The sequence below is a fragment of the Acinetobacter sp. MB5 genome, from assembly GCF_003261585.1.
Lineage (GTDB): Bacteria > Pseudomonadota > Gammaproteobacteria > Pseudomonadales > Moraxellaceae > Acinetobacter.
Genome location: NZ_POVU01000004.1, coordinates 120,345 through 145,560, shown reverse-complemented (window position 1 = coordinate 145,560; position 25,216 = coordinate 120,345). Strand labels below are relative to the sequence as shown.

Below are 25,216 nucleotides of genomic sequence, written 5' to 3'. Positions count from 1 at the left end.
AAACTTAAATGATGAATGTTGCTCATTTAAAAATTGCCATTTTTGCTGATGTTTTTTCAGCTTTTGATGAAATATGGTCATATTTGTGTATTTTATTTGATCAATAAAAAATTAACTCAATGAAAATAAAAATGTATTTCTATAAATGAGTAAAATTAATCTAATTTTTAAAAACATGAAAATTATTGTTTAATAAAACTCAACGATAAAACATAAATGTTGAGTATTGCCATGAGTAACACCACTGCACAAGCACGACAACAATATGCAGGTTTCAAAGCAGATCACGTCGGAAGCTTTTTACGTCCACAGCGCATTAAACAGGCCCGTTTAGATTTGGCGGCAGGCAAAATTAGCCAAGCTGAGTTGACCCAAATTGAAAATGAAGAAATTATTCAACTGGTTGAACAACAAAAACAAAATGGCGTGCATGCCATTACCGATGGCGAACTGCGCCGCGCGTGGTGGCACTTTGACTTTATGGAACACTTGGTTGGGGTTGAAGGTTTCGACGAAGCAGAAGGTTATAAATTTAAAGGCGTTGAAACCAAACCGCATCAGGTACGTGTCATTGGGAAAATTGATTTTGCCGATACCCATCCACATTTACAGCATTTCAAATTTTTAAAAGATGTAGTGGGTGATGATGCTGAACATGTGGCGAAAATGACCATTCCAAGCCCGAACATGTTTTTGCACCGTAAAATCCGTTGTTCTAATGAGTTTTATGCCAACAACTTGCAAGCCTATGCAGAAGATTTGGGGCGTGCTTACCAAAAAGCAGTGCGCGCATTTTATGAAGCGGGCTGTCGTTACTTGCAACTTGATGATGTGTACTGGGCATTTTTGGTGTCACAACAACGTCAAGATGAAGAACAGCAATTTGGTGAAAGTACGAAAAGTCTGGCAGAAGCCTGTGTCACAACCTTGAATTTGGCGTTGCAAGACAAGCCCGAAGATTTGGTGATCGGCATGCACATTTGCCGTGGTAACTTCGCATCAACATGGATTTATGAAGGCGGTTATGACGGTATTGAAGACTATATCTTCAAACATTTGCAGAATATCGACCGTTATTTCTTGGAATATGACAACGAGCGTTCAGGCGGTTTTGCACCATTGGCAAAACTCAAAGGCAGCAATGCCGAAGTGGTCTTGGGTCTGATCACTTCTAAAGTGGAACAGCTTGAAGATAAACAGGAAATTGTGGCGCGTATACGTGAAGCTGCACAGTATTTACCGCTTGAACAGTTGGCACTTAGCCCACAATGTGGCTTCTCTTCGACCGAAGAAGGCAACAGTGTTGCGTATGAAGCGCAGTGGGAAAAACTACGTCTAATCAATGAAATTGTTGCAGAAGTCTGGTCATCTGCTCCGCAAGCGAGCAGCAAAACATCGTTTGCTGTTGAATGCTAATCTGACTGAAAAGGCTGCATTCAATGCGATGCAGCCTTTTGCTATTTTTCTTGTGTCTGGGTGTTTGCTAAAATACGTCTTTAGATTGATCTCCCTGCGCACATGTCGGCACTTTCGCATTATTTGCAACAGCAACAATTTTGTCTGATTCTTGAACAGATCGTATCGAAACGTGCGACTTTGCCTTCGGTTGCCAGTTTGGCAGGTTTGCCGTGTGTCATGGCTTTTGCAGATCGTGTACATGCCGATGATGATCCATCCCCCATCTCTTTAGCGAACAGTGTTAGCCCTGAGCAAGCCAAGTTATTACATTTCTCAGGTAAAGCACGTGATATCAAAGATTTAGAACAGTTTATTCAGCAAGCCAAACAACAAAATATGCGTGATGTGTTGTTACTGACAGGGGACAAACTCAAGCAGCATAATTTTGGCAAACAAGACCCGCTGCAACGCACACGCTATTTAGAGTCAGTCAGTAGCCTGATGTGGGTGAAAGCGCATGCACCCGACATGTACTGTGGTGTAGCGTTTAATCCCTTTAAATACACCGAAAGTGAAGAACAGGCCCAGTACTTAAAATTTCAAAAAAAACAGCGTGCTGGCGCAGATTTTGTGATTACCCAGTTGGGGTATGATCTTTCTAAGATTCTAAAATTTAAACAGTTTGTAGATCAAACGACGCAGCCTTGTCCAGTCTTGGCCTGCGTGATGCCGTTGACCTATCGCCGTGCCAAATTTATGATCAAGCAAGAAGTGGCAGGCATCGAAATTAGTCGTCATTTACTACAACATCTAAAAGCTGAGCTACAGCAAGATGCAGCATGGGCAGAGCAGCGGGTGTATGCGCGGGCAGCGCTACAAATCTGGATTTACCGACATTGGGGACTGGCAGGCATTCATGTCTCAGGCTGTCAAAACCCAGAACAGCAAGCCTTACTTGAGCAGGCATTGGCTCAGTACGAAACATGGACGCTTGAGCAGTGTGTGATGGAATGGAATCATCTGTGCAAGATTGTGCGTGGCGATGAAATGCAGCCTGATTTATCAGCAGCCTACCCACAGCAGCAGCCTTCGGTGTTGAAATATCAAATGCTACAAGTGACGCATGACTGGTTCTTTGACAGTACATTGGCACAAAACATTGGTCGATGTGTCTTTCGGTTAAAATTCTGGCAAAAAGGCTTAGCAGCGAAAAGTATCTTGTCGATTGAACATGCCAGTAAACATGCTGTCGTTGGCTGTGAAAGCTGTGGGCAATGTCGTTTGGCAGAAACGCTGTATATTTGCCCTGAAACCTGCCCAAAAGGTTTAGCCAATGGCCCCTGTGGTGGTACGCGTTTGGATCGCTGTGAATTTGCGGATCGTGAATGTATTCACAGCCAAAAATATCGTTTGGCCAAACAGCTCAAGCAGCAGGCGCTTTTGCGTAATGAATTGATTCCTGCCGTACCTGTCGAAGTCCGTCAGACCAGCTCATGGGTGAACTGGTTTCAGCCAAAAAATCAGTGATTTTTCTATAATTATTTTTGAAAATTTCAAGGCAAAATTTATTGCAAAAAATGACTGTAAAAGAATGTAAAAAAACGAATTATGGTATTTTTTAACAAGGCATTTGCTAGCAACTTCGCACATAATGAAAAAAATGGGCTAAAAAACGGATAAAACATTGGATATTGCAGTCATTGGTAGTGGCATGGCTGGGCTTGCCACAGCACGAATTCTCAAAGATGCAGGACATAATATTACCGTATTCGAATCGTTGCCCGGACGTGGCATGGACAGTCATACGGTTGAATTTGATGGGGGAATTATCGATGCGCCATTGCGTGTCATGAACCCTTATCTTTGGAAAAATACCTTAAGTCTTGCAACGCATTTAGGCATTAAAACTTTTCCAGTACGTACTTATATGGCATGTAGCTGGTTGTTTGAAGATAAAACAGAAACGTGGTTAACCACGTCACGCGCACCGATTGGGAATTTCCCGATCATCAATAACCGTAAAGGTTTACAACAATACGGTGTGCGTTTGGTCAAAGGCATGCTCCAGCTGAAAACTGCGATTCACCGTTTCTTTAAATCAAAAAACCAGAATATTACGCTCACCGAATTTATTAATAAAAACGACATTGAAGAAGTGTTTTGGCATGGTGCGGTGATGCCTGTGCTTTACACGATTTGTACCTGTAACCCGAAAACCATTGGTGAATGGCCTGCAAAACCGCTACTGGTATTTTTAAGCCAGTTGACCAGTGGCGTTGAGTTACTGCGTTTACAAGGCGGTACACCTGCTTTTGTTAACAAGTTGATTGAAGGGATCACGATTCATAGTGGTGCTGCGGTCACTAAGGTTGAACTTAAAGACGATAAAGTCTTTGTGGAAAATCAGGCAGGCACACAGCAATTATTTGACCGTGTGATTGTGGCAACTCCAACCAATAAAGTGGAAGACTTTCTTAATCCAGAACAGTTTGCTGAAGATTTGCAGCTCTTAAAACAGTTCCGTTTTGAAGAAGGTGACTTGGTGATTCATACCGATGCCACTGTGATGCCGCCACGTCGTAAAGACTGGGCAGTGCTGAGCTATATGATGGACCGTAAATTTACCCGTCAGCAATTTACGGTGTGGATGAATGCAATTGAGCCAACTTTGGTGGGTAAAAATCCTGTGTTCCAAACATGGCGTCCAGTGACACCGATTGATCCGAAGAAAGTCATTTCAACGGTGAAATTGAGCCGTGCTGTGGTGAATTCACAAACTGTGGAATTAAGCCAAGAATTGCAACGTCGTCAAAAATCATCTGATCGCAAAGTGTATTTCTGTGGTTCATGGGCATGTGATGGCTTGCCAGTTCTTGAGTCTGCGGTGACTTCAGCGATGCAAATTGCTAAAAATCTGGGTGCGCCAATTCCATTTGTAGGCTTAAAACCAAAACCAGAAGTTGCACCAGAATTAGGTTACTAATTTGCGCTTATTGCAACGGCTACGCCAAAAACTCCCCAAGCATAAGTATGCGATAGATACCGAGATGCTGGGGGATTCTGCAACACTGGCGTGGAGTAATTTGGGCTTGTGGTCGTCACAAGCCCAAACTTATGTCGAGGCCTGTGAACAGCTTGCAGCACATCTCGCTCAAAGTATTCAACTCTCAGCACAAGATTGCCTGCTCGATTTAGGTTGTGGGCATGGAGCAAGTTTGCAATATTGGGCGCAGCATTATGCAGTGCAGCATATTGAAGCCATTGAAATACAAACGGCATGTATTGAAAAAATTCAGCAGCAAGCCTTGGCTTGTGTGCGTGAGTTGCATCAGTGTTCGTTTATGAATTTAAATGCGGCAAACTTTTCTCAGAAATTTGATGCCATTGTTTGTTTAGATGCACTTTATCATTATGATCTGCATCAATTTATTGCACAGATCCCCGCACTGTTACAACCTCAAGGTCGCATCGCCTTTCACTATTTGCAGCTTAGTGAAAATTGGTCAAATGCCAATTTTTTGAGTCAGCAACATGATCAATATTTATTAAAACTGGCCGATGTTCAGCTCAAGCATTTAATGCCACAAGCTCAATTACAACAATTACTTGAGCAGCAAGGTTTTAAGCAAATCCAAATTGAAATTTTATCTGAGCCTGTATTGGGTGGCTTTGCCGATTATGTTCAGCGACAACCTCAATTTCATGGTTTTCAGCAGGACTTGAATGCCTTAAAAATCCAGATGACAGGCAAACTTTGTCAGCAACTTAGACAAAGTCATCGGATTGATTATGTGCAAGTCAGTGCAACTTTGGCTTAATCCAGCGTTGTCCAAAGACATTAATCACTAATCCTGAAATAATCACGGTAGTCGCGATCATTTGATTGATGCTGAGATGCTCTCCCAAGAAAATGGCTGCGGTGATCAGTCCCACTACAGGCACGAGCAAGGTCAGTGGTGCAATCATTGAAGTTGGGTATTTACTCAGTAAGTAGCCCCAAAGACCATAGCCCATAATAGTGGCAATAAAGGCGAGATAACCCAACACAAAAATCTGATGGGCATGGGCATGCTGCAAGCTCCAAACAATTTTGTCAGGACCTTCAAATACCCATGAGCACAGAAAAAATGGCAAAATGGGAACCAGTGCACTCCAAACCACCAAAGACATTGGGTTGACCTGATGCTGTTGCACAATGACTTTATTGCAAATATTGCCGCATGCCCAAGATAACCCCGCAGCTAGAACCAAGAGCAGGGGGATCATCGGAAGATCAGTTTTACTGCCTGTATGGGATTCGACAGCCAGTAAGATAATGCCCAATACTGCAATCGCCATCCCAGCATAATGATGACGCTGGATTTTTTCTTTCAGTAAAGAGTGACCAAGCCATAAGGTAAAAAAGGCTTGTGCTTGTAACAGCAATGAAGCCAAGCCAGCGGGCATTCCCAGATGGATTGAAAGAAACAGTAAGGCAAACTGCCCAAAACTAATGCTCATGCCATACGCGATTAACCATTTAAGCGGAATACGAGGTGCGCGAATAAAAAATAAGGCAGGAAAGGCAACTGCACTAAAGCGTAATCCTGCGAGGAGTAAGGGTGGAATTTCTGCGACCCCAAGTTTAATCACAACAAAATTGAGTCCCCACGCGAAAATGATACACAGCGCTAAACAGAGATCTTTAATTGACATGGTAATCATTGGATTTTATCAAATGGTTGAAACGTATTTTAAATACACCCAGCCTAAGCATAGCTTAAAAATTGATTTTTAATGCAATAAAAAAAGCCCCAAGTTTTTTAAAACTTGGGGCTTTTTGAATTTGATGGTGCCGACACACGGATTCGAACTGTGGACCTACTGATTACAAGTCAGTTGCTCTACCAACTGAGCTATGTCGGCAACGTGGCGAGAATTCTACTGGATTTACGTAAAAGGTCAAGCCAAAAAATAAACAGTTGTTGAATTTTTAATAGTAAAGGGAGAATTTTCTCACCCTTTACCAGTTTTTCTATGACTTAGAATGAGTAGCGTAAACCTAAAGTTACGTCATTTGAACTCATTCTTGCTTTGATATTTTCTTCCACGCTTGTCTCTGAGTTATTCCAAGAAGATTTTCCTGCATCAAGATAACGATAGCCCAAATCAATGCTGAAATTCGGGTTGATGGTATATCCAACACCGAGACCAACACTCCATGCGAAATCATTGGTAGTTTTAGCTTTTGAGAAATTATCGTTATGAGCAGTTGTTTTTATACTTGCGTTACCTAGACCTAAAGAGATGTATGGGGTAAAAGCACTTGTGTTTTTAAAGTCATAGTAACCATTCAGCATCACAGTCTGTACTTTTGTACTAAGCTGGCAGCTTGTACAGACTTCTGAGAAGTTAAAGTCTGCAGTATCGTGATAGGAATATTCTAATTCAGCACGTACAGGGATATTATAGACAGGTGCTAAATTAAAACCATAAGCAATTGAACCAGTAAAAACCGATTGTGAACCACTTTTACCTGATATATTTGTTCCTTCAGAATTCGAATATCTCTTGTTATGTGCATCTTCAATACCAACACCTACTTTAGCTGAAACATAAGCAGACTCAGCTAAAGTCGCAGTATGACCAGAAATGCTAATAGTGAGACAAGATAGAGTGATAGCTGACAAAGTAAGCTTTTTCATTGTTGTGAACCTTTTGGTTAGTGTTAGTTGTTAAACTTGTTATTTATTAAGTTTTACGTATTTTACAAAAAAAGTACAAATTATCAATAAATAATTCATTTTTATTTAATCGAACAATAAAAAAAGATGGCATAAGCCATCTTTTTTGAAATGAAATCAGGTTCTTTCGATTACAAGCGCATTTCAATGCCTTGAGCTGCCAAGAACTGTTTTGCTTCAGGAATGGTGTATTGCCCAAAGTGGAAAATGCTGGCGGCCAAAACTGCATCGGCACCGCCTTTTAAAATTCCATCTGCCAAGTGTTGCAAATTACCTACACCACCAGACGCAATCGTTGGAATCGTGACACGATCATTAATGGCACGCATAAGTGGAATGTCATAGCCTGCTTTGGTGCCATCGGCATCCATACTGGTAATCAGGAGTTCACCCGCACCGTAGTCTGCCATTTTAACGGCCCAGTCAATGGCATCAATCCCTGTTGGCTTACGGCCACCATGGGTAAAGATTTCCCATTTATTGTCGCCTGTTTTTTTGGCATCAATCGCAACTACAATACATTGAGCACCGAAGCGTTGAGAGGCTTCCTGAACAAATTCAGGATTAAAGACGGCAGCCGAGTTAATGCTGACTTTGTCTGCGCCAGCATTGAGCAATAAGCGAATATCTTCAACTTTACGGACGCCACCGCCGACGGTCAATGGAACGAAAACGCTTTCTGCCATACGTTCAACCGTACGATAGGTGGTGTCACGACCATGATGCGTTGCAGTAATGTCGAGAAAGGTGATTTCGTCGGCACCTTGTTCGTTATAACGACGTGCAACTTCAACAGGATCACCTGCATCACGAATATCTAAAAATTGTACGCCTTTCACTACGCGGCCATTATCAACGTCAAGGCACGGAATAATACGTTTTGCAAGCATTGTGACATCCAAATGTATCGGTCTATAGAAAGAAAGTTCCCGAGAGAGGGTGACATCTTGGTAAACTATGCGCACATTCTACCAAACTTATTTTGTTTCACGCAGGTTTTCTATGTCGGTTTACACTCCTTTGAGTTTAGATGAAGTTCAGCAATTTTCTGCAGCCTATGGATTGGAGGTGATTGAACTCATTCCAATTCAAGGCGGGATTCAAAACACCAACTATTTTATTGTCACCAAAGATCAAAATCAGTTTGTGTTGACCGTCTTTGAAAATGAAACAGAACAAAGTGCAGGGGAATTGGTTCCTGTCCTGCAACAGTTGGCTGCACATGGGGTTCCAGTGGCGGCACCACTATCACATGGTGGTCGTGCGATTCACTATATTGTGGGGAAACCCGCACAAATTGCTCCACGAGTTTGGGGTGAGCATCCTGAAACCACCACAACTGCACAAGTGGCGCAAATTGCTACAGCTCAAGCCAAACTGCATGTTGCATTGCAAGATTTTCCACTCACCCGTAGTCATAGCCGCGGTCATAGCTACTGGACTGAGATTGGTCAAAACTTAAAAAGTCATATGTCAGCAGAAGATGCTGCACTGATGGAACAGGTTTATGCCGTGTTTGCTGAGTATCAAGCCCAGTATCCACAGCGTCCAAAAGGCTGGGTACATTCGGATTTGTTCCGTGACAACACTTTATTTGAAGGCGATGAGCTCAAAGGAATTCTAGATTTCTTTGAATTAAATTTCGATGAGTTGTTGTTTGATGTTGCGATTACCATTAATGACTTCTGTAGCCAGTTCCCGAATGTCGAGTTAGATGCTGACAAATTGCAAGCGTATTTAGATGCGTATCAACAGATTCGTGTTTTAACTGCCGATGAACAGGCTTGTTTGAATGTTTACTTGGCAATGGCGGCTTGTCGTTTCTGGTTCTTGCGTTTAAATGTCGCGCGTTTGAATGCAGAGCAAGGACGTGGCGGTGATGATGTGCATTGTAAAAACCCAAATGAAATGCGTGCCATGTTGCAGCAGCGTTTAAGTCGTGTGACTGGAGCATAATCAAAAATGCGTGATCAAGGCCGCTTAGTTGAATGGTTTGATGATCAAGGCTATGGATTTATTCAGCCCAATGATCTGAGTAAGCCGCGTGTTTTTTTACATATCAGCGATTTTACCCATCGTGGCCCACGTCCAATTTTAGGATGTGCACTTGATTACGCAGTGATGGCAGATGAGCGCGGGCGCTTTCGCGCCAAGCAAGTGGTTTATCTGAAAGCAAATCAAACTCGTAAGGCGGCTGAAAGCAAAAAACAGCCGTCTGGACAGCCGTTGCATCCCATTGTGATTATTGTGGTGATTTATGCGCTGTTTTTAGTGTTGGCAGCGGGTTTGAATGCTGTACCGAGTTGGTTGCCGCTATATGTCTTGTTGGTGAATGCCATATGCTATTGGCAATATATGCAAGATAAAGCTGCTGCCCAGCAAAACCAGCGCCGTGTGCCTGAGAAAACCTTGCATTTGCTATCACTGCTTGGTGGTTGGCCTGCCGCATGGTTTGCACAACAAAAGTTACGTCATAAAACCCAAAAGCAACCTTTTCGCCAAATTTATTTTGCGACCATTGTGCTAAATATCATACTGTTATGTATTTTTATTGCATTGTTACCAAAAATTATGCATTAGATGAAGGAGCGGTGAATGCAAAATGAATTTGATTTACAACCGAAACGCAATCTGACGTTTCTGTTGTATGTGCTGTATGGTTTTGCAATTTTTTCCGCAGGGATTTTGGCTGTGGTTGCCTTGATTGTGAATTATGCCAAACGCGATGATATGCGTGGCACCATTTACGCGAGTCACTTTACTTGGCAGATTCGCACGGTGTGGTGGTACTTGTTTTGGAATGTGGCAGGTGTGCTGCCTTTTGGCTATTTATTTTTTAGTTTTGATCAGCCTGATGTATTTATTGGTGGATTATTTGCGGCATTGGTGTTTTGGGGGCTGGTCGCAACAGTCTCTTGGATTTGGATTGTCTATCGTGCAGTGCGCGGCGTGATTGCCCTGAACGATGAACAGCCGATGTATTCAAACTAATTGCCCTAACAAAAAAAGAGCTCTGATGAGCTCTTTTTTATGACTTTCAGACTTAGATTTTGTCTTCATCGAGCAAGATCTGAGCATCACGAAGATTTAAAGAACCTTCATAAATTGCACGACCTGTGATCGCACCAAGAATGCCAGGTTTGCCTTTTAATGTGCGGACATCATCAAGATTTGTTACACCACCAGAAGCAATAATTGGTAGGCCACAGTATTCAGCCAATGCTACGGTTTGTTCAACATTAACACCTTGCATCATGCCATCACGCGCGATGTCGGTATACACAATGCTCGATACACCTGCATCGGCAAAGCGTTTTGCAAGATCAGTCGCTTTCAAATCAAGCACATTTGCCCAACCATCTGTCGCAACGTAACCGTCTTTGGCATCGATACCGACAATAATGTGTCCTGCAAATTTCTTGCATGCTTCTTCCACAAACTCAGGTTCTTTAGCTGCTTTTGTACCAATAATCACAAAAGAAACGCCTGCTTCCAGATAGTGCTCAATGGTTTCAAAAGAACGGATACCACCACCGATTTGAATTGGTAAATCTGGGTACGCTTGCGCAATCGCCTCAACCACGTTTTTATGAATTGGTGTACCTGCAAAAGCACCATTAAGATCAACCAAGTGTAAACGACGTGCGCCTTCATTCACCCAATGGGTTGCTGTTGCTACTGGATCGTCAGAGAAAACGGTATCATCCTCCATACGGCCTTGTTTTAAGCGGACACATTTACCATCTTTCAGGTCAATCGCAGGGATGATTAGCATGCTTTCGCTCCTTGCATCATCATAAATTTAAATTGGCTACATATTATCAAAGTATTGATCAATCGCTAAGCCTTGGATGCTGAAGCTTCAAGTATTCTCATGATTTTTTGTTGTAATTGTGGGTTGAGAAGTTGATGTTGATATAAATATTTAAAAACAAGAAACGCTGCATAAGCATCTGCGGCAGCATAGAGAATCTGTTGAAGACTGAGTTGTTTCACGGACCAATTGGATGTGCTGACTTTTTTACTTTTGGTTAAATAGCGTTGAAATAGAAGTGCAATCGCTGTTTGTATGCCGACTTGGGAATTATAGCCAAAACTTGAGAAGCTTTTTGACAGATCAATGTGTGATTCGAGTTCAATTCCTTTGCTGCGAAAACTACTGCTATCATTTTTTAAGCCGAATCCGACTTTAAGTTGATGTTCATTTTCCAAAATCGGTTTTAAGAAGCCGAGAATGTCAGGGGAAACCTGAAAAAGATACGCTTTTTCTGAGGTAGCAAGTTGCACGAGATGTGGCCCTGTTGATTTTTCTCCGACTTTAAATGTCGGTTTGGATTCGGTATCGAATCCCAAAATAGCGGCTGAATATAGCTCTGTTTTAATCGCTAAACATTGTTCGATCGTTTGAATAATCAAGATATGCTTCGCATCTAAATTTTGAAATGCAGGGAGGGTCTTGATGTGCTCTTTGGTTAAAAGCGTTGGTTTATGTTGCATTTCCATTGAATTTAGCTCAAGTCTATCAAGTGAGAGCTTAAACGTTTTTGTTTCAATGAAAAAGCCAAGTGAAAACACTTGGCTTTGAAATAAATATTCTATTTATTCAGCTTATCTATTCATCCGTTTCATTCATCAGTTCCATTTGGAGCTGTTGGCTTTTTTGAACATAGTTCTGATAAGCAGGAATAGAGATGACTGAAATTACCAAGATACTGATTGGGAAAAGGATAATATAGATCCAAGCCAAGACTTTTTCCCAACCTTGGGTAATACGAGGTGAACCATAGTTATTTTGAGTTTCATCACCTTTTGCACAGCTTAGGTAAATAAAAAACAAGAAATTCACCAGTGGTACGAGACTAAGAAGAGATAACCAACCTGTTTGATTACGATCATGTAAACGACGAATGGAGAAAACAAAGCTGAAGTAGATCATTGCAATATAAACAATGACAAAGAGTCCACCGAAGATATAGATCGATGAACCTGTTGATGATTTGGTTAATGCTGGAATCAGTAGTGCTGCGATAATCGCCAAAAAGAATACGAAGATTGCGAGTAACATGTTCCAACCTAAATAAGATAGTCGGCCAAAACGTCCACTTGCATTAAAACCTGAATCATTTGTTTGAAAATGAGATGACATTTTATTTTCCTGTAGTCACTGATTTTTTTAAATTAATTTTTAAAAGATAAATTATGTGGTTGTAATTTAAAGCGGTTGCATAATAAGCAAAAAATAATGGGAAATAAATAGAAAGGCACATTAAAAACAAATCAAGCCAATATAAATTGGCTTGATTTTGAATCGTTAAAACAAGTTAAAAAGGATTAAATATCCCATTCCACAAAGTTTTTGAGCAGTTGCAAGCCTGCGGTATGACTCTTTTCAGGGTGGAATTGTGTGGCAAACAGGTTTTCTTTCAAGATTGCGGTACAGAACTCAATTCCGTAGTCACACGTTGCAGCGACAACGCTTGCATCTTTCGGTTCAACATAATAGCTATGAACAAAATAGAAGCGGGCATCTTGCGCGATGTCTTTCCACATTGGATGGCTTGGGTCACGTTGATGGACTTGGTTCCAGCCCATATGTGGAACTTTTAAACCTTCAAGCTTTGGAAAGTGTTTCACCACACCTTCAAAAATACCGAGTGCTTCACTACCACCATTTTCTTCTGAGCTTTCAAGCAAGGCTTGCATGCCGACACAAATCGCCAATACAGGTTTATTGAAAGCAGCATTACGAATCACTTCATCAATGCCTGCTTCACGCATACCCTGAATACAGTCACGCATAGCGCCAACGCCAGGGAATACAATTTTATCCGCTTGAGCAATCAGTTTGGGATCATTGGTCACATCAACTGTTGCACCGACATACTCTAGGGCTTTTGCCGCAGAGTGAAGATTGCCCATGCCATAGTCAAGTAAAGCGATACGGGTCATTATAAGCTCCCTTTGGTTGAAGCGATGCTATCAGCAGCACGCGGATCAACTTCACAGGCCATACGTAAAGCACGCGCAAAGGCTTTAAAGACACTTTCAATTTGGTGGTGGCTATTTTTACCTTTCAGGTTATCAATATGTAGCGTCATGAGTGCGTGATTGACAAAACCTTGGAAAAACTCGGAGAATAAATCGACATCGAATGTACCAATGCGTGCGCGGGTAAATGGAATATCCATAAACAAGCCAGGACGGCCAGAAATATCCACAACAACGCGTGATAAAGATTCATCGAGAGGTGCGTAGAAATGTCCGTAGCGGCGAATGCCTTTTTTGCTGCCAAGTGCTTGAGCAAAAGCCTGACCGAGGGTAATCCCACAGTCTTCTACGGTATGGTGATCGTCAATTTCCAGATCGCCGTCGCAATGGATGTCGATGTCAAACAGACCATGTCGCTTGATTTGATCAATCATATGGTCTAAAAAGGGAACACCAGTATTTAATGTGCCTTGACCCGTACCATCGAGGTTAACCCGAACTCGAATTTTGGTTTCGTTGGTATTTCTGACCACTTCACTGATACGTTGCGTCATAGACACATTCCTCAAAAACGTCAAATTTTGCGATAAAAATAGCTGTGAGATTGAACACAGCATATTAATTTGCTCAGGAGGGTTAATCAATGCCTATTACCGTACATGCTTATACTTCTATTCCAAATGAAGATATACGCAATCAACTTGAGCGCTTATATGATACCAGCCCTGAGTTTAGTGATGGTCAAGATGCCATGAAGCAGCTTGAACAAGACCTGACTCAGTATACCCTACTTTATACTGCAGAATTTAATAGCCGCATTATTGGTGCACTCTGGTCGACAGGTCAGGACGAAGAACGGATTTTACAAAATATTGTGATTCATCCAGCCAATCGTGGGCGTGGTGTTGCAGAACGTTTGGTGGCTGAGGTTTGCCGCATGGAAGAAGCCAAGCAAGTCCATAAGTTTATTGCAGGATGTGGCGCGATTTATCGCTGCCTAGTCCATTTAGGAAAACTGCCAACAGCACCGTTGATTCCTGAATAAACTAAAAATACACACGGATATACAAATTTTTTAATTTAGTGCTTGACGGGTGATTAATTAAGTTGTTTAATACGCCCACATTGGCGCGATAGCTCAGTCGGTAGAGCAACGGATTGAAAATCCGTGTGTCCCCAGTTCGATCCTGGGTCCCGCCACCATAATTTGTGTTTTCAATCCCTGATTCCTAAATCAGGGATTTTTTTTGCTTAAAGCTTAGTCAAATAGTTTTAAAAACATAATTTTACGTTGACAGTGATCTGAAGTTCAGGCTTAATACTTTCCATTCGGCGCGATAGCTCAGTCGGTAGAGCAACGGATTGAAAATCCGTGTGTCCCCAGTTCGATCCTGGGTCCCGCCACCATATTCGAAAAGCCCCAAGCATAAGTTTGGGGCTTTTTTTATGCTTGATATTTTGCATTTTGCTTTATGATACAAAAATGACAAAGATAAAAAATCTAAACAAGAATCATTATTAAATATAATGGTGGATTATTGTTGTTGAGCATGGATATGCCAGAAAAACCCAAAAAAAGCTTAGATGAATTACATGCGAGTGTTTCTGTTCCAGATACACAGGCGGGCTTTTTTAAAAAATTATGGGCATTTTCTGGGCCAGGTGCATTAATTGCTGTTGGATATATCGATCCTGGGAATTGGGTCACTGCTATTCAGGGTGGAGCATTTTACGGATATTTGCTGTTATTTGTGATTTTACTGTCTAGTCTCATTGCTATGTTATTACAAGCCTTGTGTGGCAAGCTCGGGATTGTCACAGGCATGGATTTGGCTCAAGCGACGCGTGTGTGGGCTGGGCCAAAATATGTATTGATTCTATGGTTTGTAGCTGAACTTGCTATTATGGCAACTGACTTGGCTGAAGTGATTGGGACAGCAATTGCCTTTCATTTATTGTTTGGAATTCCACTTTTTTGGGGAGTGATATTGACCTTACTGGATACGTGGTTACTCTTTGTGCTGCTATCATATGGGATTCGAAAACTGGAAGCAGTGGTTTTTATATTGATTCTGACGGTTTTTGCAATCTTTGCTTATGAAGTATTTCTTGCAGCACCGAACACCACCAGTATCATCCGTGGTTTTCTACCTAACCCTACAATTTTTACAGCAAAACTCGAAGGGTATGATTCGGCTTTATTAATTGCTTTAGGGATTGTTGGTGCAACCGTAATGCCGCATAACCTGTATTTACATTCGGCATTGGTTCAGTCACGCAATTATGTGCGCTCAGATCGGCAACATTTACGTGAGGCAATTCGTTTTGCAACATGGGATTCTAACCTGCAGCTGAGTTTCTCTTTTATCATAAACTGCTTGTTATTGATTTTAGGCGCAGCGTTATTTTTTGGGCATGGTGTTCAGCAGGCTGGGCACTTTTCTGCATTGTATGCATCTTTGCAAGATGAAAATGTGGTTGGGCATATTGCTAGTGTGACGTTATCCACTTTGTTTGCAATAGCTTTACTTGCTTCAGGTCAAAATTCGACGATTACAGGAACATTGACGGGGCAGGTGGTCATGCAGGGTTTTTTACAACTCAATATTCCAGCTTGGCTACAGCGCAGTCTGACACGAACAGTGGCGATTTTGCCTGTATTACTGTGTTTGTATTGGTGGGGCGATCGTGAGGATGTGCTGGAAAACTTGTTGGTTTACTCGCAAGTTTTTTTGAGTCTGGCATTGCCTATGTCGATGATCCCTCTGATTTATCTCACATCAAGTTCGAAAGTGATGGGAGAGTTTGTTAATTCTAAGCCCACACAAATTCTTGCAGCTTTGTTTGCTGCACTTTTGCTATTTTTAAACCTATTATTGATTATTGGGTTGTTTACTTCTTAATCTGAGATTAAACGTTTCCCCAAACAGATGGCGTCGACTTCTTCATAGCCAAGCTGATCATAAAAATGGCTGACCACAAGATTTTCCTGACGAATTAAAAGCTGGACTTTCGGACAGCCAATGGCAATCAAACGCTTTTCCATTTGCTGAACTAAGGCGGTGGCAACCCCTAGGCGCTGATAATGCGGATGCACTGCTAAATAATGAATCCAGCCGCGATGTCCATCGTAGCCTCCCATAATTGAGGCAATAAGGAGTTGGTCTTTTTCTGCAACTAAAAATAAGCCGTCTTTTTGCTGAATTTTACGGAAAGCATCAATTTCTGGATTGTTCCATGGGCGGGTCAGATTGCACATTTCCCACAGTGAAACGAGGTCTTCAATATCTTGGTCTTGAACTTTGCGAATGACGAACATAATTTTTATATCATTAGAATGGTTCTAATTAAAATAATCAAAAAATGTGGGTTGTGTAAGGTGTTTTAGACAAAAGAAAAGAGGCATGTTGTTACATGCCTCTTTTTGAAGATTCAGCCTAAAACCGAATTAAGGCAGCATTTTGCCTTTTTCTTCAAAGTTAGTGTGCCACTCAACAGCTTCTTTAAGCAGGTGAGGGGTATGGCCACCTTTTGCACAAGCACGGTCAAAGTAGTCATTCAGCGCAGCCTGGTAGTCTGGATGTACACAGTTGTCGATAATCACGCGTGCGCGTTCACGAGACGCAAGACCACGAAGGTCAGCAAGACCTTGTTCAGTTACTAAAATATCAGTGTCGTGTTCTGTGTGGTCAACGTGGCTCACCATTGGAACGACAGAAGAAATGTCACCACCTTTTGCAATTGATTTGGTTACGAAAATTGCAAGGTGTGCATTACGTGCGAAGTCACCAGAACCACCAATACCATTCATCATTTTGGTACCGCCAACGTGTGTTGAGTTCACGTTACCGTAAATGTCGAATTCAAGCGCAGTGTTAATCCCGATAATACCTAAACGACGTACCAATTCTGGATGGTTTGAAATTTCTTGTGGACGAAGTACAAATTTGTCCTTGTATGCTGCAAGGTTGCCAAATACACGCTCACCACATTTTGGAGAAAGAGTCATTGAACAGCCAGAAGCAAATTTCATTTTACCAGCATCAATTAACTCGAAAGTACAGTCTTGAAGTACTTCTGAGTACATGACAAGATCTTCAAAGCTAGAGTGTTTAAAACCAGTCAATACCGCATTGGCAATTGAGCCGATCCCTGCTTGAAGTGGTGCAAGGTTATGCGGTAAACGACCTTCAGCCACTTCTTTTTCAAAGAAGTCGATCAAGTGGTTGGCAATTGCTTGAGTTTCTTCGTCTGGATCAGTCACGTTTGATGGTGAATCTGGAATATCGCTAAATACAATACCCACAACTTTTGCTGGATCAAACTTGATGCCTTTTGTACCAATACGTTCTTCAACATGCGTTAAAGGTACTGGGCCACGATTTGGGCGTGATTCAGGAATATAAACGTCATGCACACCTTCAAAGTCTGTGCTGACAGAGCTGTTGATTTCGATGATGAGTTTATCTGCAAACTCAACAAAGCTTGCTGAGTTACCTACAGATGTCGTTGGGATAATGAAGTTATCTTCAGTAATCGAAACAGCTTCAATCACCGCAATATCAGGACGTTTTAACGTCAGGTTACGCATTTGTTCTACAGTTTCAGACAAATGCTGGTCAATAAACATCACTTGACCGTTGTTGATGGCTTTACGAAGTGTATTGTCAACTTGGAATGGCATACGACGTGCTAAAGCACCAACTTCTGTGAGTTGTTTGTCTAAATCGTTACCTAAGCTTGCGCCTGTAATTAAAGATATCTTTAAAGGATTTGTTTTTGCGCGCTCAACCAAAGCCAAAGGTACTGCTTTTGCTTCACCAGCACGAGTAAAACCGCTCATCCCTATTGTCATACCATCCTGAATTAGTTCTGCTGCTTGCTTGGCTGAAATGACTTTGTCATGTAATGAAGCTAAGCGAATACGATCTAATGACATGTTCTACTCTCAAAAAAAATGGATTTTTAAGTTATGCAGAGGCGATTCTACCCTCTGATTCACGAATTTTCATGCTCGTTAGGCTAAGGTCTAATTTTTAAAATAAATATAAATATCAAGGAAATAAATGATTTTTAAGTGATTGAAATAGTTGAAAAATTAAAAAATAAATCAAACATTTGTCTAAAATAAAAATGATTAATAAATCATCATTTTATTTCTGGTCTGTAATGACTTTTGCCAACCGTCCAAAAAAGGGGTTGAAGTTTTATAATTTTTCAGGTTTTGGAATTGGTAAAGAAATAATCGCTTCAAAACCACCTTCTGCACGATTGTGTAATGTAAGTTCGCCTTGGTGAATGTCAACAATTCGTTTCACAATTGCCAATCCTAAGCCGCTGCCTTGAATGGTACGGGCACTATTTCCTCGTACAAATGGTTGCATGAGTTCTTCAATTTGATCTTCTGGGATACCTTCACCATGATCGGCAACACAAATCTTAATATTGTGATTTGTCTGATCTACGATGGCGGAGAGTTCAATTGGCTCTGCACCATAACGTTTTGAGTTGTTGATTAAGTTCCCAATCAGGCGTTTGAGCGATAAACTGCGTGCAGGAATAATCGGTAATGGTTCTGGATTAAAGCGAATATCGAGAGGGCTAAACTGTACGACTAACTCTTGTAGTAAGGTGTTAATGTTAGTCGCGGAGAGTTCTTCATCAGATCCATCGCGCATATAAGAAATGAACTGATTTAAAATCGCATCCATATCTTCAACATCATAAATCAGACCATCCCGTAAAAATTCATCAGGTAACATTTCAGCGGTCAGGCGAATACGAGTCAGTGGTGTACGTAAATCATGTGAAATTCCTGCGAGCATGATTCGACGGTCTTTTTCAGTCTGTTCAAGCGTATAAATCATGTGGTTAAACGCTTGATTGACCTCTCGGATTTCAAGTGGTCCGTGATTAGTCGTTAAGTACGGTGCTTTACCTGTTTTACTATAACTATTCGCTGCATTTTGTAAGCGTTTTAGCGGGCGGTTTAGCTGGCGAACCAAAGTCAAAATAATGATTGCCGATAAAATCGGAACACCTAGAAACCATCCCAAAATCAGCTCTAAACTATAGTTCGCGTAATTTTTTAAAGGTTCACGAATCCATCCACCATGCATATTGGGTGTTTGTACCCAGATACTGGGTGTAGGTTTGAATTTGAAAAAGACGGTGACATCTTTCGGGTCTGCATTAATTGCACTGGCTAAACTTTTTTCAATGCGATCTGTAAAAAAGTCAGCAATAGGTTTGTCCACAATGGCGGGTCGCTTACGTGGATCGGAAATAAACTCCACACCTAAACGTTTATTGAGCCATGTATCAACAGGAATTTCCTGACCATTATGTATGATTTTAAAATTGGGATTATGGATAATCTCAGATTCAATTGCGAGATAACCTGCGTGTTGCTGGAGTTCAGGCAAATAGAGTGTGCGCCAAATAAACCAAAATGACATAAACAGACTAAAGCACACCACAAAGGTAACAAGCACTGTGGTGCGTAGCGCGGCCGAACGTGGTTTGAACTTATCTAAAAAGCGTTCAAACTGAGTTCGAGGTTTAGCGTAATAACCCGAAGCATCAATAATGATGTCCTTCGGGTCAATTGGCTCAAGACTCACGTCAGATCGCCTTATTCAGCGCCATCTGGAACAAAGACATAACCTACACCCCAAACTGTTTGAATATAACGTGCACGGGCAGGGTTATCTTCAACGAGGCGGCGTAAGCGTGAAACCTGGACATCAATAGAACGTTCCATGGCGCCCCATTCACGACCACGTGCAAGGTTCATCAGTTTGTCACGGGTGAGTGGTTCGCGTGGATGTTGTACCAAAGCTTTAAGAACGGCAAATTCACCTGTGGTTAACGTCACGACTTGACCTTCACGGGTCAAGGTACGAGTCGATAAATCAAGTGACCAAGGGCCAAAACTCACTACTTCCATATGTTGGCTTGGTGCGCCTGGAACTTCACGGACTTGGCGACGTAGAATCGCGCGAATACGTGCAAGTAGCTCGTTTGGATTAAATGGTTTTGGCAAGTAATCGTCTGCACCTGCATCTAGACCAGAAATACGGTCGGCATCGCTGCCACGTGCAGTCAACATAATGATTGGCGTGTCGATATTCGATTGGCGTAAACGGCGGCAGATGCTTAAACCATCTTCCACAGGCAACATGAAATCGAGCACGATCAGTGAAAACAACTCACGTTGTAACAGGCGATCCATCTGAGTGGCATCGTGGGCGGTTTTAACGACAAAGCCTTTGTCTTCTAAAAAACGTTGCAATAAAGTACGAAGGCGAACGTCATCATCTACCACTAAAATTCGTTCAACGCGATCAGTGTCGTGAAGTGCGACATCTTTATTGTCAGCAGGTACCACTAAACTCATGAAGTGCTCCCTTGATTATCATTTATATAATAGTCGATGCTTTGAGTATAATGCTTTCATATTACTTATTGCTATGTATTAATTTGCTCAAATTAACAAATATATACAGTCGCCTACGATATTTTACCTAAATTTTATTCAATTGATTTTATTCAGCTCTTTTTTCAAAATACAAGTCCTGTCAACAACGGAAAAACCAAAAAACAGCTGAATTATGATGATAATTTTAGTTTTTGGGCATAATTTCTGTAGATTTTACGAGCATGGTCTTTATAATCACTGCTTTTAGTTCTATTCCTTATGGGATCAAACACGATGACTGACCTCGTTCAGCAGTTGGCAAGCGAGCTTGCCGTACGTCCGAACCAAGTAGAAGCTGCGATTCGCTTAATTGATGAAGGCGCAAGTGTTCCGTTTATTGCTCGCTACCGTAAAGAAGTCACCCAAGGCTTAGATGATACACAACTGCGTCAGCTCGATACGCGCTTGAGTTATTTGCGTGATCTCTATGAGCGTCGTGAGAAAGTAATTCAATCATTACAAGAACAAAACAAGCTGAATGATGACTTATTGGCACGCGTGAATGCGGCGGAAACCAAGAATGCGCTTGAAGAAATTTATGCGCCATACCGTCCAAAACGTACCAGCAAATCGTTCAAAGCCAAAGAAGCTGGTTTAGGCCCTGCCGCAGAAAAAATCTTGACTGAACAGCTTGAACCAACGGCTGCAGTTGCAGGTTTTGAACATGCAGACTACCCAGATGTTGATAGTCAGCTCGATGCGATTCAGCACATTATTATTGATGACTGGGCGCAAAATATTGCACTGACCACAGAATTAAAAGCGCTATTTGCAAAAACTGCCATTTTAAAAAGTGCAGTAGCTTCTGATGAGAAAAAAGAAGTTGGCAAAAAGTTCCGCGACTACTTCGAGTTTTCAGAGAATCTGAACAAAGTACCATCGCATCGTTTATTGGCCATGTTGCGTGGTCGTCAAGAAAATGTCTTGGGTTTAAAGGTTGATGGTGAAGATGATGCAGCGATTGCACGTATCGAAACTGAATACAATCTCGATCAAGTTCAGCCACAAGCTCGTCAGGATTTCTTAAAGCAAACTGCAAAACTGTTCTGGTTGGGTAAAGTACGTCCGCAAATCGAACATTCTTTATTGACTGAGAAACGTTTGGCGGCTGAAGCAGAAGCAATGAACGTATTTGCTGAAAACTTACGTCATTTGTTGTTGTCTGCACCAGCAGGGACACGTTGTACACTGGGTGTTGACCCTGGTATCCGTACAGGCGTGAAATTGGCGGTTGTGAATCAGTCGGGTGATGTGGTTGCACACAGCACGATTTACCCATTTGCACCAAAAGAAGATAAAGCAGGTTCAATTGCTGAGTTAGCACGCCTTTGCCGTGAACATCAGGTTGAATTGATTGCGATTGGTAATGGGACAGCAAGCCGTGAAACCGAAGCTGTAGTCGCTGAAATGATGGCACAAAACACCGATCTTCAATTGACCCGTATTACGGTCAGCGAAGCTGGTGCATCAGTCTATTCAGCAAGTGAGCTTGCATCACAAGAATTGCCAGAACTTGATGTTTCAATTCGTGGTGCAGTGTCGATTGCGCGTCGTTTACAAGATCCATTGGCTGAGCTTGTAAAAATCGATCCAAAATCAATTGGTGTCGGTCAGTACCAACACGATGTCAACCAAACAGGTTTGGCAAAAACGCTAGATGCCGTGGTGGAAGACTGTGTGAACGCGGTGGGTGTGGATGTGAATACCGCATCGGCAGCAATTTTGGGTTATATCGCGGGTCTAAACAAAGCGATTGCACAGCAAATCGTAGACTATCGTAAAGAAAATGGTCGTTTCGATACGCGTCAAGGCTTGAAAAAAGTGCCTCGTTTAGGTGAGCGTACCTTTGAACAAGCGGCTGGTTTCTTACGTATTCAGGACGGTGCTGAACCATTAGATGCTTCTGCTGTTCACCCTGAAAGTTATGGTTTGGTTGAAAAAATCGTCGCGGCTAAAGCAACGACAGTGAAAGATATGATCGGCAATACTGAAATTATCCGTCAGGTCGATGCGGATCAGTTTGTGGATGAGCAGTTTGGTTTGCCGACCATTAAAGATGTTTTGGCTGAACTTGAAAAACCAGGTCGTGACCCACGTCCAGAATTCCGTACAGCGAAGTTCCGTGAAGACATCACTGAAGTTGCACAGTTGACTGAAGGGATGGAGCTTGAAGGTGTCGTGACCAATGTCACGAACTTCGGTGCTTTTGTCGATATCGGTGTGCATCAGGATGGTTTGGTTCACATTTCTGAATTGGCGAATGAATTTGTCTCTGATCCGCATAAAGTGGTGAAACCAGGTCAAATCGTGAAAGTTCGTGTGATTCAGGTCGATGCAGAGCGTCATCGTGTGAATTTGAGTATGCGTCCAGAAGGTTCTCAAGCGCCTGCGAAACCACAGCGTCAACCACGCCGTGAGCAGTCTGCTGATCAGGCGGATCGTAAGCCAAAACGTTCGCAGCAACCACGTAAAGAGCAGGGTGATCGTCCACAGCGTCAAGGTGGTCAGAAACCTCAAAGCAATAAACCACAAGAACAGAAAATTGGTGGTTTAGGTGCGCTGTTGCTACAAGCAGGTATTAAAGGTTCAAAATAATTAGAACTGAGAAAACCTCCCTTCGGGGAGGTTTTTTTATGCAATTAAATTAAAAAAATTGAAAGAAGAAAGGCATAACAATCATGGATATCGAAACTTTGAAGCTATTGGCAGATTACAATGTTTGGGCAACCACAAAACTGAATCAGACATTAGCCGATGTGAGTGATGCTGATTTTTATCGGGATAGTGGCTTATTTTTTCAAAGTATTTTTGGGACTTTAAATCATGTATTGCTTGGTGAGCATGCGCTTTGGTTTGCACGTTTTGCAGAAGGACATTCACCAACATTAACGCTGAATACGATTGTTGAACAAGATCGGCATGTGCTAGTTCAGGCATTGCAGGAGAAAGCCAGCAATTGGTTAATATTCCTAGATGAGCTTGATCCTCAGCGTTTGACAGGAACTTTGGATTATCAAACTTCAACAGGTCTGCCGAAATCCTTGCCTTATGCAGCGACTTTATTGCATGTGTTTAATCATGGTACACATCATCGTGGGCAGAACAGCGCAGCCTTAACGGCAATGGGATATCCATGTCCAGAATTGGACTTGGTATATATGTTGGTTGAACAACAAAATCGTTGAGGATGGAATGATGACCAAGCCTATCTACTAGACTTGGTCAGCTCAGTCATTACCAATGTTCACCAGGGAATAATCGCGCATACGTACGTTGTACCCAATTCAATTTTTCTTGTTCACCGACAGAAGCGCTAGAGCTAGGGAACAGATTAAAGCCAATTGACATTAACTTGTTATTGATTTCAGGCGCAACGGCATAAGTGATTGAAGATAAATAGCCCAAGTGAGTGGCAATTTTCTTTGGTCTTTTCACAATGGCATAGGCCACCAAATCCGCTGCCTGCTCAGGTGAAAGTGTTGGGACATATTTATAAATTTTGGTCGGTGCAATCATTGGCGTGCGTACCAATGGCATATACACCGTGGTAATTGAAATTTTATGTGAGTGTACTTCGGCAGATAAGCAGCGGCTAAACGCATCAAGAGCAGCTTTAGAGGCTACATAAGCTGAGAAGCGTGTTGCATTGGCTAACACGCCAATTGAACTGATATTAATAATCTGGCCATGCTTACGTTTAATCATGTGCGGTAAAATGTTTAACACTAAGCGCACAGCACCAAAGTAGTTGAGCTGCATGGTGCGTTCAAAGTCGTGGAAACGGTCGAGCGATTCGTGTACTGCGCGGCGAATAGAGCGTCCCGCATTGTTAATCAGAATATCAATATGATCGACATCGGCTAAAATCTGTTTAGATACCGCATCAATCGCGTCCATTTCATTGAGATCGCACGGATAAACAGAGGCTTTTCCTCCTGCTTGTTCAATTTCTGCCTTCACTTCCAAAAGCTTTTCTTCTGTACGAGCGATCAATAACACGTGAGCACCTGCACTTGCGAGTCTTTTTGCGACAGTCATGCCAATGCCACTTGAAGCACCTGTCACTAATGCGATTTTATCATGCACTTTCTCTTGGAATAGTTTTTCAAGTTTCTTATTCACGTGTTTAGCCTGCCTCGATTCAATCTAAAGTAAATTGGGGGTATCTAATTATTTTATAGGGTGTTGGTGGCTCCCTCTAAGTTGAAATATAGAGGTTGCTAAAAAAGCATACAACCAAAAATGGTGAGAAATCTAGGGGTAAGTGTATGAATTTATAAACAATAAATAGAGTAAATACTCTATTTATTTTGATATTGATTGATTAAACCATGAAAATGTCCTATGGTCTATCAAGCATGTTGAAGATGCGCTAAAAATAGGCAATTTGTTTAAATTCAAGCCAGTTCATTGTTATTGGTTGCGTCGTTATTTAAACAAATTCCTTAAATTGAAATATACCGTTCATATTTCAGGTTTAAGTTATACGGACTAATTTTTTATATATGCAGTTCGACAATGAATTGTCACAAACTGCAGGCATGATCTGGGCGATAGTCTTATGTTTTTGCCTGAATCATCGTATAATGCGAGCAATTTTTGTCGCGGTTTGCGATGTGTTGCTTTT

Annotated in this window: 24 protein-coding genes and 3 tRNA genes; 13 read left to right on the top strand and 14 right to left on the bottom strand. The window is 41.8% G+C overall.

Annotation, left to right across the window (positions count from 1 at the left end; genetic code table 11):
* Positions 1-231: 231 nt before the first annotated feature.
* The 4 genes from C1A47_RS07195 to C1A47_RS07180 all read left to right on the top strand — a co-directional run bounded on the left by C1A47_RS07195 (position 232) and on the right by C1A47_RS07180 (position 5,216).
* Positions 232-1,416, top strand: a complete 1,185-nt coding sequence (locus C1A47_RS07195) for a 5-methyltetrahydropteroyltriglutamate--homocysteine S-methyltransferase (RefSeq protein ID WP_111893845.1) — start codon at positions 232-234, stop codon at positions 1,414-1,416.
* A 102-nt stretch (positions 1,417-1,518) separates the two neighbouring features.
* Positions 1,519-2,925, top strand: a complete 1,407-nt coding sequence (locus C1A47_RS07190) for a methylenetetrahydrofolate reductase C-terminal domain-containing protein (RefSeq protein WP_111893843.1) — start codon at positions 1,519-1,521, stop codon at positions 2,923-2,925.
* A gap of 157 nt (positions 2,926-3,082) precedes the next feature.
* Positions 3,083-4,381: an FAD-dependent oxidoreductase gene (locus tag C1A47_RS07185; protein WP_111893841.1), complete on the top strand. Its 1,299-nt coding sequence runs from the start codon at positions 3,083-3,085 to the stop codon at positions 4,379-4,381.
* Position 4,382: 1 nt separating this feature from the next.
* Positions 4,383-5,216: an SAM-dependent methyltransferase gene (locus C1A47_RS07180; RefSeq protein WP_227539746.1), complete on the top strand. Its 834-nt coding sequence runs from the start codon at positions 4,383-4,385 to the stop codon at positions 5,214-5,216.
* Here the strand turns inward: C1A47_RS07180 and C1A47_RS07175 are convergent.
* The 4 genes from C1A47_RS07175 to hisF all read right to left on the bottom strand — a co-directional run bounded on the left by C1A47_RS07175 (position 5,197) and on the right by hisF (position 8,011).
* Positions 5,197-6,093, bottom strand: coding sequence for an EamA family transporter (locus tag C1A47_RS07175; protein ID WP_111894089.1), 897 nt, complete (start codon positions 6,091-6,093; stop codon positions 5,197-5,199). The two genes, C1A47_RS07180 and C1A47_RS07175, sit on opposite strands and share 20 nt — an antisense overlap.
* Before the next feature lie 134 nt (positions 6,094-6,227).
* Positions 6,228-6,303, bottom strand: a tRNA-Thr gene (locus C1A47_RS07170).
* Positions 6,304-6,419: 116 nt separating this feature from the next.
* The gene (locus tag C1A47_RS07165) at positions 6,420-7,082 is read right to left on the bottom strand and encodes an outer membrane protein (protein WP_111893837.1); all 663 of its coding nucleotides are present in this window, start codon (positions 7,080-7,082) and stop codon (positions 6,420-6,422) included.
* Between the two features lie 170 nt (positions 7,083-7,252).
* Positions 7,253-8,011 carry an imidazole glycerol phosphate synthase subunit HisF gene (gene hisF / locus C1A47_RS07160; RefSeq protein ID WP_111893835.1) on the bottom strand — a complete coding sequence of 253 codons (759 nt, stop codon included), beginning with the start codon at positions 8,009-8,011 and terminating at the stop codon, positions 7,253-7,255.
* 112 nt (positions 8,012-8,123) lie between these two features.
* Between hisF and C1A47_RS07155 the strand changes: the two genes are divergently transcribed.
* From C1A47_RS07155 to C1A47_RS07145, 3 genes are read left to right on the top strand one after another with little or no spacing between them, the layout of a single operon-like run.
* Positions 8,124-9,077: a homoserine kinase gene (locus C1A47_RS07155; protein WP_111893833.1), complete on the top strand. Its 954-nt coding sequence runs from the start codon at positions 8,124-8,126 to the stop codon at positions 9,075-9,077.
* Between the two features lie 6 nt (positions 9,078-9,083).
* Positions 9,084-9,701: a DUF1294 domain-containing protein gene (locus tag C1A47_RS07150; protein ID WP_111893831.1), complete on the top strand. Its 618-nt coding sequence runs from the start codon at positions 9,084-9,086 to the stop codon at positions 9,699-9,701.
* A 15-nt stretch (positions 9,702-9,716) separates the two neighbouring features.
* On the top strand, positions 9,717-10,112 hold the full coding sequence (locus C1A47_RS07145; RefSeq protein WP_111893829.1) for a DUF4870 family protein: 396 nt from the start codon (positions 9,717-9,719) through the stop codon (positions 10,110-10,112).
* A gap of 52 nt (positions 10,113-10,164) precedes the next feature.
* Here C1A47_RS07145 and hisA read toward each other — a convergent pair whose 3' ends face one another.
* The 5 genes from hisA to hisB form a co-directional block, all read right to left on the bottom strand.
* Positions 10,165-10,896 carry a 1-(5-phosphoribosyl)-5-[(5-phosphoribosylamino)methylideneamino]imidazole-4-carboxamide isomerase gene (gene hisA, locus C1A47_RS07140; RefSeq protein WP_111893827.1) on the bottom strand — a complete coding sequence of 244 codons (732 nt, stop codon included), beginning with the start codon at positions 10,894-10,896 and terminating at the stop codon, positions 10,165-10,167.
* Between the two features lie 65 nt (positions 10,897-10,961).
* Complete coding sequence (locus tag C1A47_RS07135) at positions 10,962-11,624, bottom strand: 3'-5' exonuclease (RefSeq protein ID WP_111893825.1); 663 nt, start codon at positions 11,622-11,624, stop codon at positions 10,962-10,964.
* Positions 11,625-11,733: 109 nt separating this feature from the next.
* A complete protein-coding gene (locus C1A47_RS07130; RefSeq protein WP_111893823.1) occupies positions 11,734-12,267 on the bottom strand; it encodes a DUF805 domain-containing protein in 534 nt (177 codons plus the stop codon).
* A gap of 185 nt (positions 12,268-12,452) precedes the next feature.
* Positions 12,453-13,070 carry an imidazole glycerol phosphate synthase subunit HisH gene (hisH, locus tag C1A47_RS07125; RefSeq protein ID WP_111893821.1) on the bottom strand — a complete coding sequence of 206 codons (618 nt, stop codon included), beginning with the start codon at positions 13,068-13,070 and terminating at the stop codon, positions 12,453-12,455.
* A complete protein-coding gene (hisB, locus tag C1A47_RS07120; protein ID WP_004898951.1) occupies positions 13,070-13,663 on the bottom strand; it encodes an imidazoleglycerol-phosphate dehydratase HisB in 594 nt (197 codons plus the stop codon). The genes hisH and hisB overlap by 1 nt, the downstream gene beginning before the upstream one ends.
* A gap of 89 nt (positions 13,664-13,752) precedes the next feature.
* Between hisB and C1A47_RS07115 the strand changes: the two genes are divergently transcribed.
* The 4 genes from C1A47_RS07115 (at position 13,753) to C1A47_RS07100 (ending at position 16,012) form a co-directional block, all read left to right on the top strand.
* Complete coding sequence (locus tag C1A47_RS07115; RefSeq protein ID WP_111893819.1) at positions 13,753-14,154, top strand: GNAT family N-acetyltransferase; 402 nt, start codon at positions 13,753-13,755, stop codon at positions 14,152-14,154.
* Positions 14,155-14,236: 82 nt separating this feature from the next.
* Positions 14,237-14,312, top strand: a tRNA-Phe gene (locus C1A47_RS07110).
* 128 nt (positions 14,313-14,440) lie between these two features.
* A tRNA-Phe gene (locus tag C1A47_RS07105) sits at positions 14,441-14,516 on the top strand.
* 149 nt (positions 14,517-14,665) lie between these two features.
* A complete protein-coding gene (locus C1A47_RS07100; RefSeq protein WP_111894087.1) occupies positions 14,666-16,012 on the top strand; it encodes an Nramp family divalent metal transporter in 1,347 nt (448 codons plus the stop codon).
* Here the strand turns inward: C1A47_RS07100 and C1A47_RS07095 are convergent.
* The 4 genes from C1A47_RS07095 to ompR all read right to left on the bottom strand — a co-directional run bounded on the left by C1A47_RS07095 (position 16,009) and on the right by ompR (position 20,508).
* Positions 16,009-16,428: a GNAT family acetyltransferase gene (locus C1A47_RS07095; RefSeq protein WP_111893817.1), complete on the bottom strand. Its 420-nt coding sequence runs from the start codon at positions 16,426-16,428 to the stop codon at positions 16,009-16,011. The genes C1A47_RS07100 and C1A47_RS07095 overlap by 4 nt on opposite strands.
* Before the next feature lie 129 nt (positions 16,429-16,557).
* Complete coding sequence (locus tag C1A47_RS07090) at positions 16,558-18,048, bottom strand: acetyl-CoA hydrolase/transferase family protein (protein WP_111893815.1); 1,491 nt, start codon at positions 18,046-18,048, stop codon at positions 16,558-16,560.
* A gap of 268 nt (positions 18,049-18,316) precedes the next feature.
* Positions 18,317-19,732 carry an ATP-binding protein gene (locus tag C1A47_RS07085; protein WP_111893813.1) on the bottom strand — a complete coding sequence of 472 codons (1,416 nt, stop codon included), beginning with the start codon at positions 19,730-19,732 and terminating at the stop codon, positions 18,317-18,319.
* A gap of 11 nt (positions 19,733-19,743) precedes the next feature.
* Entirely contained in the window at positions 19,744-20,508 is a 765-nt protein-coding gene (gene ompR / locus C1A47_RS07080) for a two-component system response regulator OmpR (RefSeq protein ID WP_111893811.1), read from the bottom strand.
* Positions 20,509-20,823: 315 nt separating this feature from the next.
* Between ompR and C1A47_RS07075 the strand changes: the two genes are divergently transcribed.
* Together C1A47_RS07075 and C1A47_RS07070 are read left to right on the top strand one after the other, a co-directional pair.
* On the top strand, positions 20,824-23,184 hold the full coding sequence (locus tag C1A47_RS07075) for a Tex family protein (protein ID WP_111893809.1): 2,361 nt from the start codon (positions 20,824-20,826) through the stop codon (positions 23,182-23,184).
* 83 nt (positions 23,185-23,267) lie between these two features.
* Entirely contained in the window at positions 23,268-23,774 is a 507-nt protein-coding gene (locus tag C1A47_RS07070) for a DinB family protein (protein ID WP_111893807.1), read from the top strand.
* A gap of 49 nt (positions 23,775-23,823) precedes the next feature.
* Here C1A47_RS07070 and C1A47_RS07065 read toward each other — a convergent pair whose 3' ends face one another.
* Positions 23,824-24,711 (bottom strand): SDR family NAD(P)-dependent oxidoreductase, encoded by an 888-nt coding sequence (locus C1A47_RS07065; RefSeq protein WP_111893805.1) that lies wholly within the window; start codon positions 24,709-24,711, stop codon positions 23,824-23,826.
* Between the last annotated feature and the right edge of the window lie 505 nt (positions 24,712-25,216).